Genomic DNA, 14,037 nt, shown 5'->3' on the forward strand with positions numbered 1-14,037 from the left:
GTATGTAGTCCTCGACGTGCCCCAGGAGACAGCGTGTTCCTTTCGGTTTTCGACCTGTTCAAGATAGGCATCGGCCCCTCCAGCTCTCACACGATGGGGCCGATGACTGCCGCCCGGCGGTTTCTCGACGAAGTCGCGGGGGACGACTGGCCGCGGCCCGCCGGCGCCAAGGTCGCCCGCATCGGGGCCAGCCTGCATGGCTCGCTCGCTTATACCGGAATCGGCCATGGCAGCGACCGCGCCGTTATCCTCGGCCTCGCCGGCCAGACCCCGCAAACAGTCGATCCCGACCAGGCTGACGGCATTGTCAGCCGCATCACCGCCGACAGGCTGATTTCACCGCCCGGCCACCCGTCCTACCATTTCGACCCGACCACGGATCTGGTGCTCGACCGCAAGACGCCGCTCACGGGTCACGCCAACGGCATGGCGTTCTATGCCTACGATTCCGCTGATCGCCTGCTTCTCAAACGCATCTACTATTCGATCGGCGGCGGCTTCGTGGTCTCGGAAGAAGAACTGCAGCGGATGAAGGCCAAGGGGTCGGTGACGACGGAAGGCAAGAAAGTGCCTTATCCCTTCAAGAACGCGGTCGAGATGCTGAAGATGGCGGCCAAGAGCGGCCTTTCCATCGCCGAGATGAAGCGCGTCAACGAGGAGACGCAGATGTCGCGCGAGGATCTCGATGCCGGCCTCGACGCGATCTGGAGTGCGATGAAGGGCTGCATCGACCGTGGCTTGTCGCAGGATGGCATCATGCCTGGCGGGCTGAAGGTGCGGCGCCGCGCCCGGCAGCTCCACGACAAGCTGCAGGAACAGTGGCAACAGAACCGGCCAAATCCGCTGCTCGCCAATGACTGGCTGTCGATCTACGCGATGGCGGTTAACGAGGAGAATGCGGCCGGCGGGCGCGTCGTCACCGCGCCGACCAATGGCGCAGCCGGCACGCTGCCGGCGGTGCTTCGCTACTGGCTGCATTTCCATCCGGAGGCCGACCAGCCGAGCATCCGCGACTTCCTGCTGACGGCAGCGGCCGTCGGCGGCATCATCAAGACCAATGCGTCGATCTCGGGCGCCGAGGTCGGATGCCAGGGCGAGGTCGGCTCCGCCTCGGCAATGGCAGCGGCCGGCTTGTGCGCCGTCATGGGCGGTACGGCCATGCAGGTCGAGAATGCGGCCGAGATCGCGCTCGAACACCATCTCGGCATGACCTGCGATCCGGTCGGCGGGCTGGTGCAGGTTCCGTGCATCGAGCGCAATGCTCTCGGCGCGGTCAAGGCGGTGACCGCCGCGTCATTGGCGATCAAGGGCGACGGCGTTCACTTCGTGCCCCTCGACTCGGCGATCGAGACCATGCGCCAGACCGGCCTCGACATGAACGAGAAGTACAAGGAAACCAGCCTCGGCGGGCTCGCTGTCAATGTCGTGGAGTGCTGAGGGCGCTTGGCACTGTGGAGAAGTTCGTCAGGCCGTTGACGTACCGGTGCTCCGGACTAACCTTAGCGAATGGCTCTCAATCTCCTAAAACTGTGCGTCGGCTGCGACAGCGTCGAGGATCTCGAGGAATGGATCGAGTTCCGTCTTGACGAACGGCGCCGAGCCGGTGAACCGGCCGAACACTGGCACACCACGCGCATGGTGCCGACGCGCGGCGCCGAGATCATCGATGGTGGTTCGCTCTACTGGGTGATCAAGGGCAACGTGCAGTGCCGCCAGCTGATCACTGAGATCCGGCCGTTCACCGACGATGAGGGCATCGGCCGCTGCCATTTGATGCTCGATCCGCAAGTCGTGCGCACCGACTGGCAGCCGCGGCGGGCTTTCCAGGGCTGGCGCTACCTGAAACCTTCGGACGCGCCACTCGATCTCGGCAAGGGCAAGGCCGGACTGGTCGAGATGCCGCCGAAACTCAGGCGCGAGCTTGCCGACCTCGGCTTGCTGTAGGTCTCCGCGCACAAGCGTTGCCTGTCCCGGCGCGGGCTGTTTCTGGCCCCCAATCTTGCCTCGCACTGGACTTGCAAGCGGAGCCACAACGCCACATCTTGAAATTCATGCGCGATCAAAAGCTGTCGAACTCGACGAAAGCCGCGGCATTCGCCGGGCCGGCCTGCATGGCGGCCTCTTCTCGCCCGAGGGAAGGCCATCATTCCGGCGCAGAAAAAGTGTTCGGTGACATCACGCGGCTGTCCGGGCGGACAGGATATCCGCGGGGCGGTGGGAAATGTTAGGCGCAATTATCGTTCTGGTCGCATTGCTGCTGGTGCTCTTGGCCGTGGTCTCGGCCTTCCTCCGGGCGGACCCCGCACGGCTCGCGAGCGGGACGAGAACACTGGCTCCGGTCCTGCTGGCGCTGGCGGGCGGCGCCCTGCTTCTAGTCGGTCGAAGCGGAATCGGCGGCGTCATCCTGTTCGTGGCGATCGGCTGGTATGCCGCCGCCCACGCGAACCGACCCAAGGCCGGTTCGGCGCCAGGAAAACGCTCGACGGTGCGGACGGCGGCACTCGAGATGGAGCTGGATCACAATACGGGCGGCCTTGAAGGACTGGTTCTGGCCGGCCGCCACGACGGCAAGATGCTTGGCGCGATGGGCCTTGCGGAGCTGCAGCATCTCTACCGCGAACTCTCCGGCGATGCGGAGAGTCGCCAACTGCTAGAGACGTATCTTGACGGCCGATTTCCCGTCTGGCGCAAAAACACTGAGACGAACGGTGGCGAAGGGCTGGGTGTTGCGCCAGGTCCGGGCTCCATGACTAAGGAGGAGGCCTACAAGGTCCTTGGTCTTGAAGCGGGGGCCGCCGCGGCGGATGTCCGCAAGGCGCACCGCCGCCTGATGCAGCGCCTGCACCCCGATGTCGGCGGCACGTCTTTCCTGGCGGCGCGAATTAACGAAGCCAAGGACGTCTTGCTCTCCAATCACAATTAGTTCTCCTTCGACGCAGCAAATTTCCGGGAGATCGCTTCCACACCGTTCTATTGCTGGACGGCGTAGCACTCGATTTTCTTCTTCTTCAAAGCGGTGCAGGCCTTCCAGGCGGCGTCCTTCGATCCGAAGCCGCCAAAGCGGGCGCGGTAATAGGTGACGCCGTCCTTGTCGAAGGCGACGGTGAAGCCGGCAGCATCCGCCAGCACCTTGGGCGCCTGCTTGGTGGTCTTGTCGAGGAATGCCTGGGCTTCCGACTGTTTAGGCGACGATGCGACCTGGATGGCCCAGCCCGACGGTACCGACGCCGTGTTGACCGGATCGACAGCCGGTGCCGGTTCCGCATAGGCGGCCACGACCTGCGCCGTAGCGACCTTGGGGGCAGCGACGATGACGGTCTTCACCTTCTTTGCCGGGACTACCAGCTTGGGTGTCTCGGCCTGAGCGGTATCCGCGTCCTCGCTGTCGCCCTGGGCAACGGTTGCGTCGTCGGCGACAGCCGTGTCGTCTTCAGCGACAGCTACCGGCTTTTCATCCGGGGTGGGCGCGTCGTGCTTGGGCAGGAGAACCTTGGCAAGTGCCTTGATCGGATTGTTGCTGTCAGCCTTGGCAACCAGATCGCCACCGCCGCGGGTCGATGCCCTCGGCATATAGGTGTTGATCAGACTTGCCATCTGGTTGTCGCGGCTGCCGCCCGACGTCCCGCCCATGACAACGGCGACGAGCCGGCGGTTGCCGTCGGAGACGGACGAGACGAGATTGAAGCCGGAGGCACGGGTGTAGCCGGTTTTGATGCCGTCGACGCCCTTGATGCGTCCAAGCAGGCGGTTATGGCCGTTGATGCGCTGGCGGCCGTAGAGAAAGGAGCGCTGCGAGAAATAGCCATAGTACTGGGGAAAATGCTCGCGCAGTGCGATGCCCAGCGTAGCCATGTCGCGCGCGGTGGTGAACTGACCAGGGTCGGGCAAGCCGTTGGCATTGCGGAAGACGGTGCCGTTCATGCCGAGCTGCCGCGCCTTGGCGGTCATCATGCGGGCAAAGGTGGTTTCATCACCGCCAAGCATTTCGCCGAGCGCGGTGGCCGAATCATTCGCCGACTTGGTGACGATCGACAGGATCGCGGTCTCGACCGTGACCGAACCGCCCGGCTTTACGCCGAGTTTCGTCGGCGCCTCGGCGGAGGCATGGGCCGAAAACACCACCGGCGAGTTTTTGCTGATCTTGCCCTTCGCCATCGCTTCGAAGGTCAGATAGAGCGTCATCATCTTGGTCAGCGACGCCGGATAGCGCCTGCCGTTGGCATCCGCGGAGTACAGCACCTTGCCCGTCTTGGCGTCCACGACAATGGCTGCCGGCCGCGCTGCCAGCGACGAGGCGACGTCAGCGCAGACGAATGTCATCGCCAAGGCGAAGACCATGATCGCTTTGAGGGGGGAGGTGGATTTGGAAACGATGCCCAACAACGCCTGACGCACTGATATTTCCCTTGAATTCTTCGTTGCGCTGGAGGCGGCAAAGGGTCCTGCCTCACTTCCAGCCAAGCTAGCGGGGCAGCGTTACCAATCCGTTTATGGTAACCGCCGCGTTCACCATTTTCTTCGGGCTTGAAACTCACTTTATTTGATTTTTAGCCATTGCCTGCGCAGGCAGGCCCCGCACGCAGGTCAAATATTGACTTTTGTGCGGCGCACAATATATTTGAGTGCATTGCACAAGGGCGCCCCGAAGAAGGACGCCTCAACCGTCAAGGGAATCGTGAAATGACCCAGACCTATGAGGACTTCAGCAAATACGGCAAGGAATTCGCCGATACCGGATTGAAGAGCTTCGCTTCGCTCTCCAAGGGCGCGCAGGCGATCGCGACCGAAGCCGGTGAATACACCAAGAAGAGTTTCGAGGCCGGCAGCGCCGCTGCCGAGAAGCTGTTTTCGGCCAAGTCGCTGGAAAAGGCGATCGAGATCCAGTCCGACTACGCCAAGCAGTCCTACGAGGCGTTCGTCGCCGAAGCCACCAAGATTGGCGATCTCTATGCCGAACTCGCCAAGGAAGCCTACAAGCCGTTCGAATCGATCGTTGCCAAGGCGAAGTAATTTTCGTCCGACAGCTGCAACTCCGGCCCTTTGGGTCTGGGACAAACCCGGTCGCGGAAGCGCGGCCGGGTTTTTTCACGCCAATTTCCGCTCCGGGGCGGCGTAGCGCTTCACGATTGCGAAAATCCGCGAAGTTTGGTCACCTAGCCATATTGTCAGCTAACCAGAAGGGCTTAAAATCGTCCATCGAACACCTACATGTCGAACTCGCATGAGGATTCGAAGAGGCAGGATTACGTGACGATCGGTTTGACTGCCACGAAACAAGTGGCGCGGATGCAAAACGGCGGCGGCGACGGCAATGAGGCCGGCCGCGGGACGGCCGTCATCACGCGCACCAAAACCAAGACCAAGAAGCCCAGCCTTTACCGGGTCCTCATCCTCAACGACGACTACACTCCGATGGAGTTCGTGGTTCACGTCCTGGAGCGTTTTTTCCAGAAGGACCGCGAAGCCGCCACACGCATCATGCTTCATGTTCACAATCATGGAGTGGGCGAGTGCGGGGTCTATACATTCGAGGTGGCCGAGACCAAAGTGTCTCAGGTCATGGATTTCGCCCGACAGAATCAGCATCCGCTGCAATGCGTGATGGAGAAGAAGTGAGGTAACATGCCGGCTTTCTCCCAAGGCCTGGAAAAGGCGCTTCACCAGGCGCTGACGCTCGCCAATGAGCGGCACCATGAATACGCAACCCTTGAACATCTGCTGCTCGCGCTGATCGACGACACCGAGGCGGCCGCCGTCATGCGCGCCTGCAACGTCGATCTCGACGAGCTGAAGCACACTGTTCTCACCTATATCGACACCGAGCTCGACAACCTCGTCACCGGCTACGACGAGGACTCCAAGCCGACCGCGGGGTTCCAGCGCGTCATCCAGCGCGCGGTCATCCATGTGCAGTCGTCGGGCCGCGAGGAAGTGTCGGGCGCCAACGTGCTCGTCGCCATCTTCGCCGAGCGCGAGAGCCACGCCGCCTATTTCCTGCAGGAACAGCAGATGACCCGCTACGACGCGGTCAACTACATCTCGCACGGCATCGCCAAGCGCCCGGGCGCATCGGAGACGCGCTCGCCGCGCGGCGCCGATGACGAGCAGGGCGGCCAGAACGGCGCCGAGCCGCAAGAGGAAGGCGGCAAGAAGAAGCAGCAGCAGGACGCGCTGACCGCCTACTGCGTCAACCTCAACAACAAGGCCAAGGCCGGGAAGATCGATCCGTTGATCGGGCGCGAGTCGGAAATCAACCGCACCATCCAGGTGCTGTGCCGCCGCTCCAAGAACAACCCGCTCTATGTCGGCGACCCCGGCGTCGGCAAGACGGCGATCGCCGAAGGCCTGGCCAAGCGCATCGTCGAGGGCGATGTTCCCGAAGTGCTGCACAACGCCACCATCTTCGCGCTCGACATGGGCACGCTGCTGGCCGGCACGCGCTATCGCGGCGATTTCGAGGAGCGGCTGAAGCAGGTCGTCAAGGAGCTCGAGGATTATCCGGGCGCCGTGCTGTTCATCGATGAGATCCATACGGTGATCGGCGCCGGCGCCACGTCGGGCGGCGCGATGGACGCGTCCAACCTGTTGAAGCCGGCTTTGTCGTCGGGTGCGATCCGCTGCATCGGCTCGACCACCTACAAGGAATTCCGCCAGTTCTTCGAGAAGGATCGCGCGCTCGTGCGGCGCTTCCAGAAGATCGACGTCAACGAGCCGACCATTGAGGATGCCATCGAGATCATGAAGGGGCTGAAGCCCTATTTCGAGGAATTCCACAAGGTCCGCTACACGAGCGAAGCCATCAAGGCCTCGGTCGAGCTGTCGGCGCGCTACATCAATGACCGCAAGCTGCCGGACAAGGCGATCGACGTGATCGACGAGACCGGTGCCTCGCAGATGCTGGTGCCGGAAGCCAAGCGCAAGAAGACCATCGGCATCAAGGAGATCGAAGCAACGATCGCCACAATGGCGCGCATTCCGCCGAAGACGGTTTCGGCCGATGACGAGAAAGTGCTGCAAGGCCTCGACATCGAACTGAAGCGTGTCGTCTATGGCCAGGATACCGCCATTACCGCGCTCACCTCGGCGATCAAGCTGGCTCGTGCCGGCCTGCGCGAACCGGAGAAGCCGATCGGCTCATACCTGTTCTCGGGCCCGACCGGCGTCGGCAAGACCGAAGTCGCCAAGCAACTCGCCGCCTCGCTCGGTGTCGAGCTGATCCGCTTCGACATGTCGGAATACATGGAACGTCATACCGTTTCACGGCTGATCGGCGCGCCTCCCGGCTATGTCGGCTTCGACCAGGGCGGCCTTTTGACCGATGGCGTCGACCAGCATCCGCACTGCGTGCTTTTGCTAGACGAGGTCGAGAAGGCACATCCGGACCTGTTCAACATCCTGTTGCAAGTGATGGATCACGGCAAGCTGACCGACCACAACGGCAAGCAGATCGACTTCCGCAATGTGATCCTGATCATGACCACCAATGCGGGTGCATCGGATGCGCAGCGGGCGGCGATCGGTTTCGGTTCGACCAAGCGCGAAGGCGACGATGTCGAGGCGATCAATCGGCTGTTCACGCCGGAGTTCCGCAACCGTCTCGATGCGATCATCCCGTTCGGCTCGCTGCCGGTGCCGGTGATCCATCAGGTGGTGCAGAAGTTCGTCATGCAGCTCGAGGCCCAGCTCTCCGAGCGTGGCGTCACCTTCGACCTGTCGCCGGATGCGATCGCCTGGCTTGCCGACAAGGGCTATGACGAGCGCATGGGGGCGCGACCGCTCGGTCGTGTCATCCAAGAGCACATCAAGAAGCCGTTGGCCGACGAGGTGCTGTTCGGCAAGCTGAAGAAGGGCGGCACGGTGCGCGTCACCGTCGAGAAGAAGGAAACCGGCGAGACCGGCCTGAAGCTCGAATCGCTGGCCGATGAGGCGCCGGTGCAGCCGAAGAAGGAAGAGCCGGAAGACGCACCCAAGCCAAGGAAGGCCGTGGCCAAGAAACCCGCGGCAAAGAAGGTTGTGGCGCAGAAGCCGGAGCCCAAGGGCAAGGATGGCGGCAAGCGCAGCCTGGTGCCGCAACTGCCAAGAAAGAACTGATCATTTCGCAGTCGAGAAAAGCCCCGGAAACGGGGCTTTTTTTCATTTGAACAATGGGGTGGCTATGGCCGGCCAGATCATCATCCTCAACGGCGCGCCGCGATCAGGAAAGTCGAGCATCGCCCGAGCCATTCAGGAAAGCTTCGATGGCCCGTGGATGAATCTGGGCGTCGACGGCTATGAGCGGATCACACCCCCGCGATATCGTCCGGGAATAGGCCTGCGCCCCGGCGGGGAGCGACCTGACCTTGAGGTCCTCGTGCCCCGCTTTTATGCGGCCCTCTATGAATCGATCGCGGCCCACAGCCGGCTGGGCCTGAATGTCGTGACGGATGTCGGCCATCACGATGCGTATTCAAAGCCCCTCAACTGCCTGATCGATTGTGCGCGCCGGCTCGCCGACCTGCCGGTGCTGTTTGTCGGCGTTCGCTGTCCAATTGAAATCATTATGGAAAGGCGAGCCGCCAGCGAGGCGGGCAGGGGTTATGTCATCGGCTCGCCGGCTGATCCCGTACCTTCGCCGGTGCGCCTGTGGCAGGATGAGGTACATCGGCCGGGCGTATACGATCTTGAGGTCGACACTTCGTTGCTGAGCCCGGTGCAGTGCGCGGATGCGATCCGCGAACGGCTTCTACCGGGAGCGGCGCACCCGACAGTCTTTCAGGGGCTTGCGGATCCGCCCCCCGCAATCCATCAGCGTTCCTGACTATACCGACGCAGCTTCCGGGCGGGCCGAAGGAATCTCGCTCGCGAAACGCGAAGCAATCGTCGTCCGGGACAATACAACACCGGTGATTTTCCAGATGGCGACCGAGATCAGCATGCCCGCGTAACCGTCCGGGGCGTAGTGCCACCCAAGAACCACGGACCCGAGCATGATGATCGCCGCGAATATCCACATTACGACGCCCAGCCGTGGAGACAGCCTCGTTACATAGAGCGCAAAAAGCACGGATGACGCGACATGAATGGAAGGGAACGCTGATATGCCCATGGTTCCTGAAGACAGACCCTCATAGCCGTTCCACAACCGCTCCTGCAGGGACAGGGCCCAGACTGGATACTGTTTATTCGCCGATTGAAGTGCGTCCATCAACGGCTGATAGAGATCGCCAAACCCCAACCTTGCAAAGTAGCAAGGGCCGGCGGATGAGAATGTCAAAGCAACGAAGAAGCCGCCGATCAGCCAGAGCAGCATGAAACTGAGCAGGAACTGATGACGCAGAAGAGTATCGCGGGTCGCCACGGCACTTGAAAAGACAGTCACGATCAGCACCACAAACCAAAAATTATAGCAGAAATTGAGAAGGCGGATGGCTAGCGGGCTTTCAAGAATCCACCAGAGCCATTGGTAAGAAGCGCGGCCGAAATGCAGCTTGGTGCTGAAGTGTGCGATGGCCTGGTCCCAGGAGAAAGGCGCCAATACAGCGATCGCGCCCTTCAGCACTGAAAAACCCGAAACAAAAATCAGGATCGCGGCAAGGCCGTTCACGCCATTGGCAATGCGGTTCCTATCGGTCAGCAATTGCCGGAAGGAAACCAGCAAATGGTTGGCCGGCGACTTTGCGCGATGGACCAACGCCAGTTGAATCAACCGGAAGGCTGCATATGCACATCCAAAAATCCAGAAATAGACCACCAGATAAAAGGCATATTCATAAAGCAATCCGAAATCCGGAAAATTCCCGACCCGGGCGCCAACCACAAAGCCTAATCCCAGAGTAAACAGCGCAACCGCATGAATAATACTGTGCCGAAGAAATGATTCGACCAAGAGTTTTGAAAACGCGGCCTCACCATTGGCTCCGGATCGCCGGCTCAAATATTCGAAAGTATCTTGCAATGCATGTCCCTCGCGCACGAGAAATGCCTCGCAAGGGCTTGCTGGAGTATTAAGAAAGAAGCCGCCGGGTGGTGTCCCGGTCGCAGCGGTGATCGCTCGGTTTACAAAGGCTTAAGATTCAGCCGAAAGGGCGGCGCGGATCTTTTCGGCGTTCGCAGCCAGCACTTCGGGCTTTTCCATAGCGCCGGTATGCGGCTTCAGGGGGATGCCGTCGAAGCGCGGGATGACATGGATGTGCAGGTGATAGACGGTTTGCCCGGAGGCCGGTTCGTTGAACTGCAGGATGGTGACGCCATCGGCGTTGAGAGCCTTCTTCACGGCCAGGGCCACTTTCTGGACGACCGTGAAAAGCGGGCCGAAGGTCGACGGGTCGGCGTCGAGCAGATTGCGCGACGGCGCCTTTGGCACCACCAGCGTGTGGCCCGGCCCCTGCGGCATCACATCCATGAAAGCCACGACCGCATCGTCTTCGTAAACGCGGTGCGAAGGAATTTCGCCGCGCAGGATCTTGGCGAAGATGTTCTCGGTGTCATAGGCGGTTTGGGCCATGGCGAACGCTCCGGATTTGTACCTCGCCATCCCGTGTAGCGAAGCTCTTCCGGAGCGGCAAGACGATGCGGCGGGCGATCAGGCGAGATCGACCGTGTCAAGCCTGCTTACTCCTCCAGGTCCTTGCGGAACGGGGTATGCTCTTCCAGATATTCGCCCATCCGCTCGACTTCGCGCCGCTCGCGCCTGAGATAGTCGGCGACCGCGTTGCGCAAGCCAGGATGCGAAATGTAGTGGGCGGAATGCATTGTCACCGGCCTGTAGCCGCGCGCCAGCTTATGCTCTCCCTGCGCGCCAGCCTCGACCACCTTCAGCTTGCGTTCGATGGCGAAATCGATGGCCTGATGGTAGCACACCTCGAAATGCAGGAAGGGGTGATCCTCGATGCAACCCCAGTTGCGGCCATAGAGCGCGTCGGAGCCGATGAAATTGATGGCGCCGGCAACGTAGCGCCCGTTGCGCCTGGCCATCACCAGCAGGATATCGTCCGCCATGCGTTCGCCGATCAGCGAGAAGAACTGGCGGTTCAGATAGGGGCGGCCCCATTTGCGGCTGCCGGTGTCCATGTAGAAGGCGAAGAAGTCGTCCCAGGCTTTCTCCGTCAGGCCCTTGCCGGTCAGCCAGTCAATGGTGATGCCATCGGCAAGCGCTTCGCGCCGTTCCTTCTTCATCGCCTTGCGCTTGCGCGAGGCAAGTGTGGCGAGAAAGTCGTCGTAAGTCGAAAAGCCTTCGTTGAAGAAGTGGAACTGCTGGTCGGTGCGATGCAGGAAGCCCGCTGCCTCAAGCGTCGCGACGTCGCTTTCCAGCGCGAAGGTGACATGCGCCGAGGACACGCCGAGCTTGTCGGTCACCATTTTGAGGCCGGCGGCGAGCCCGGCCTTGACCGCATCCGGATCCTCGCCTTTGCCGACCAGCAGGCGAGGGCCGGTGACGGGCGTGAACGGCACGGCGCATTGCAGTTTCGGGTAATAGCGGCCACCGGCGCGCTCGAAGGCATCCGACCAGCCGTGGTCGAACACATATTCGCCCTGGCTGTGCGACTTGAGATAGCAAGGGACCGCGCCCAGCAGCCTGCCTTGCGCAGTCTCCAGCCGCAGGTGATGTCCTTGCCAGCCGGTGCGTCGCACGGCGCATCCGGAATCTTCCAGCGCGCTCAAGAACGCGAATGAAACGAGTGGGTTATAGCCATTTTCCGCATCGCCGCGCGTGGTGCCGGCAAAGCTGTTCCATTCATCGCAGGTGAAAGCGCTGATGCCGGCGGCGATGCGGATCGAATAGTCCGCGTTTGCCGTTTGCCCGTCGCCGTCGTCACCCTGATCCATGAGGCTTATTTAAGCTCCATCCGGGCCGCTACAAGTCACGTTTCAGACACTCGGCTCAGGCGACCTTCACCAGGTCGGGTTCGAACCCTTCGAATGTCATCTGATCGGCATATTTGAAAGTCAGGTCGATCGCGGGCTGGTCATGGACCGTCCAGGTGATGACGGGCATCTCGAGCCTTTCACGCACGAAGCTGACGAACGGGTTCGGCAAGTCACCGGCGGCGTAGGAGGTGAAGGAGAGTTCGTGCGCCAGCATGGAAAAATGCGCTTCGATCAGCTTGAGGTCCTTGCCGTAGGCGGTCAAACCAGCGGGAATGCCGGGTGCATGTTTCGGGAAATCGCGGATCAGCCAGTGATCGAACGACATGATCGCCGCCTTGCCCTTGTAACGCTTGAGCATCTTGCCGACACGCGCCACCAGACCTTCATCGCGGCCGGGAATCCCTTTCAGTTCGACGACCATGGGCACGCGGCCGTCAACCAGGTCGAGCGCTTCCTGCAGCGTCGGCAAGTGGTCGGATGTGCCGCCAACCTTGAGCGCGGTCAGTTCGGCCGCGCTGCGCTGCCAGACGAAACCATCCTCTCCAGTCAGCCTTTTCAGATCGTCGTCATGGATGATGATGGGAACGCCGTCCGACGACAGATGCACGTCGCATTCGATGGCGTAGCCGCGTTCGGCCGCGGCGGCGAAGGCCGACAGCGTGTTTTCCCAGCGCGTCTTGTTCATGTCGTGGAAGCCGCGATGGGCAACCGGCCGGGCAGTCAGCCAGGAGAGGTCGGTCATGTCAGCCTCATTCGACTTCGAAGATCGCTTCGATTTCCACTGCGGCATTAAGCGGCAGGGAGGCGGTGCCGACGGCCGAGCGGGCGTGCTTGCCGCGCTCGCCAAGGGCGGCGACCAGGAAATCGGAGGCGCCGTTGGCGACCAGATGCTGCTCGACAAAGTCAGCCGCGGAGGCGACGAAGACGGTGATCTTCACAAGCTTCCGGATCTTCTCGAGGTCGCCGAGTGCGGCTTTGGCCTGTGCCAGAATGTTGATTGCGCAGTATTTTGCCGCGTCCTTGCCGCTTGCCGTGTCGACGTCGCGGCCGAGCAGGCCGCTCGCCTGCAGCTTGCCGTCCTTGATCGGCAATTGTCCGGCGGTGAACAGCAAATTGCCTGACCTGCAATAGGGCACGTAGTTGGCGGCAGGTGCGGCGGCGACAGGAAGCGCCACGCCGAGATCGCTTAGCCGCTTTTCGATTGTTTCACTCATTGCTTTTCCCTATTGCTGGAAGACGCCGCGCTGGCCGGGCCGAAATTGCTATTTTTGCCTCGCTTCCGCCACGACTTTTTTTAAGCTGGACCATCTTTCCCTGCGGCCTGCCATCAGCCGCGACGATCGGAGTACCTCATGCGCGCAACGCGCCTTGCATTCCACGCCGTCCTGTTGTCGGCGGTATTCTCGATAGGACCCGCTTTCGCCGTCCCGGCGCTGCAGGCGCACCGCGCCGTGTATGACCTCACCCTCAACAAGGCCTCCGACCGGTCCGGCATAACAGGCATATCCGGTCGCATGGTCTACGAATTCAACGGCTCGGCCTGCGAAGGCTATACGGTGAAATTCCGTTTCGTGACCCAGATCATCACCAACGACAACACGAGACTCACCGACCAGCAGACGACGACTTTCGAGGATGCCGAAGGCAAGACCTTTTCGTTCGTGACCAAATCCTTTGTCGACCAGAACCTCGACAAGGAGGTCAAGGGTATCGCCACGAAGGATCCGAAAGGGCTCAAGGTCGATATCGACAAGCCCGAAAAGAACAGCCTGGAACTCGCCGCCACCCAGTTTCCGACCCAGCATCTGGTTGAGCTGATCGGCAAGGCCGAGAAAGGCGAGAATTTCTACCAGACCAACCTGTTCGACGGCTCGGAAGACGCCAACAAGGTGATGACGACCACCGTTGTCGTCGGCAAGAAGACCGAAGCCGACAAGGCCGATCCCGAGGCTCCGGCGCTGGCGAAGCTCGCCACCGACAAATACTGGCCGGTCGACATCGCCTATTTCGACGACAGCGCTCAGAACGGCGAGGAAGTGCCGGAGTACCGGATCAGCTTCAAGCTGCATGAGAACGGCATCACCCGCGATCTCACCATGGACTATGGCGACTTCTCGATGACCGGCAAACTGGTCAATCTTTCGCTGTTCGACCAGACAAAGCCTTGCCCGGTATCGAAATAGCCGGGGT

General features: G+C 61.4%; 14 protein-coding genes. 8 read left to right on the forward strand and 6 right to left on the reverse strand.

What is annotated here, in order from left to right:
• Window positions 1–33: 33 nt before the first annotated feature.
• From EB231_RS20415 to EB231_RS20425, 3 genes are all read left to right on the forward strand, one after another.
• Window positions 34–1,437 (forward strand): L-serine ammonia-lyase, encoded by a 1,404-nt coding sequence (locus EB231_RS20415; RefSeq protein ID WP_172350449.1) that lies wholly within the window; start codon window positions 34–36, stop codon window positions 1,435–1,437.
• Between the two features lie 69 nt (window positions 1,438–1,506).
• Window positions 1,507–1,944, forward strand: coding sequence for a DUF1489 family protein (locus EB231_RS20420; RefSeq protein WP_172350450.1), 438 nt, complete (start codon window positions 1,507–1,509; stop codon window positions 1,942–1,944).
• A gap of 277 nt (window positions 1,945–2,221) precedes the next feature.
• On the forward strand, window positions 2,222–2,923 hold the full coding sequence (locus EB231_RS20425) for a DnaJ domain-containing protein (RefSeq protein ID WP_172350451.1): 702 nt from the start codon (window positions 2,222–2,224) through the stop codon (window positions 2,921–2,923).
• A 47-nt stretch (window positions 2,924–2,970) separates the two neighbouring features.
• Here the strand turns inward: EB231_RS20425 and EB231_RS20430 are convergent, their stop codons facing one another.
• A complete protein-coding gene (locus tag EB231_RS20430; protein WP_172350452.1) occupies window positions 2,971–4,395 on the reverse strand; it encodes a D-alanyl-D-alanine carboxypeptidase family protein in 1,425 nt (474 codons plus the stop codon).
• Between the two features lie 285 nt (window positions 4,396–4,680).
• Here EB231_RS20430 and EB231_RS20435 point away from each other — a divergent pair, with 285 nt between their 5' ends.
• The 4 genes from EB231_RS20435 to EB231_RS20450 all read left to right on the forward strand — a co-directional run bounded on the left by EB231_RS20435 (window position 4,681) and on the right by EB231_RS20450 (window position 8,797).
• The gene (locus EB231_RS20435; RefSeq protein ID WP_140773518.1) at window positions 4,681–5,010 is read left to right on the forward strand and encodes a phasin family protein; all 330 of its coding nucleotides are present in this window, start codon (window positions 4,681–4,683) and stop codon (window positions 5,008–5,010) included.
• A gap of 276 nt (window positions 5,011–5,286) precedes the next feature.
• On the forward strand, window positions 5,287–5,616 hold the full coding sequence (clpS, locus tag EB231_RS20440) for an ATP-dependent Clp protease adapter ClpS (RefSeq protein ID WP_010909565.1): 330 nt from the start codon (window positions 5,287–5,289) through the stop codon (window positions 5,614–5,616).
• A gap of 6 nt (window positions 5,617–5,622) precedes the next feature.
• On the forward strand, window positions 5,623–8,091 hold the full coding sequence (gene clpA, locus EB231_RS20445; protein ID WP_056576958.1) for an ATP-dependent Clp protease ATP-binding subunit ClpA: 2,469 nt from the start codon (window positions 5,623–5,625) through the stop codon (window positions 8,089–8,091).
• A 64-nt stretch (window positions 8,092–8,155) separates the two neighbouring features.
• Window positions 8,156–8,797 (forward strand): chloramphenicol phosphotransferase CPT family protein, encoded by a 642-nt coding sequence (locus EB231_RS20450; protein WP_172350453.1) that lies wholly within the window; start codon window positions 8,156–8,158, stop codon window positions 8,795–8,797.
• On the opposite strand, the gene EB231_RS20455 is transcribed toward EB231_RS20450, so the two are convergent.
• The 5 genes from EB231_RS20455 to EB231_RS20475 form a co-directional block, all read right to left on the reverse strand.
• A complete protein-coding gene (locus tag EB231_RS20455) occupies window positions 8,798–9,934 on the reverse strand; it encodes a phosphatase PAP2 family protein (RefSeq protein ID WP_172350454.1) in 1,137 nt (378 codons plus the stop codon).
• 111 nt (window positions 9,935–10,045) lie between these two features.
• Window positions 10,046–10,483: an HIT family protein gene (locus tag EB231_RS20460; protein ID WP_172350455.1), complete on the reverse strand. Its 438-nt coding sequence runs from the start codon at window positions 10,481–10,483 to the stop codon at window positions 10,046–10,048.
• A 107-nt stretch (window positions 10,484–10,590) separates the two neighbouring features.
• Window positions 10,591–11,805 carry a GNAT family N-acetyltransferase gene (locus EB231_RS20465; RefSeq protein ID WP_172350456.1) on the reverse strand — a complete coding sequence of 405 codons (1,215 nt, stop codon included), beginning with the start codon at window positions 11,803–11,805 and terminating at the stop codon, window positions 10,591–10,593.
• A 55-nt stretch (window positions 11,806–11,860) separates the two neighbouring features.
• A complete protein-coding gene (locus EB231_RS20470; RefSeq protein ID WP_172350457.1) occupies window positions 11,861–12,589 on the reverse strand; it encodes a glycerophosphodiester phosphodiesterase in 729 nt (242 codons plus the stop codon).
• Window positions 12,590–12,596: 7 nt separating this feature from the next.
• The gene (locus tag EB231_RS20475) at window positions 12,597–13,061 is read right to left on the reverse strand and encodes a RidA family protein (protein WP_172350458.1); all 465 of its coding nucleotides are present in this window, start codon (window positions 13,059–13,061) and stop codon (window positions 12,597–12,599) included.
• Between the two features lie 138 nt (window positions 13,062–13,199).
• On the opposite strand from EB231_RS20475, the gene EB231_RS20480 reads away from it, so the two are divergent.
• The gene (locus EB231_RS20480; protein WP_172350459.1) at window positions 13,200–14,030 is read left to right on the forward strand and encodes a cell envelope integrity EipB family protein; all 831 of its coding nucleotides are present in this window, start codon (window positions 13,200–13,202) and stop codon (window positions 14,028–14,030) included.
• Window positions 14,031–14,037: the final 7 nt, after the last annotated feature.

The organism is Mesorhizobium sp. NZP2298 (genome assembly GCF_013170825.1).
Taxonomy (GTDB): domain Bacteria; phylum Pseudomonadota; class Alphaproteobacteria; order Rhizobiales; family Rhizobiaceae; genus Mesorhizobium.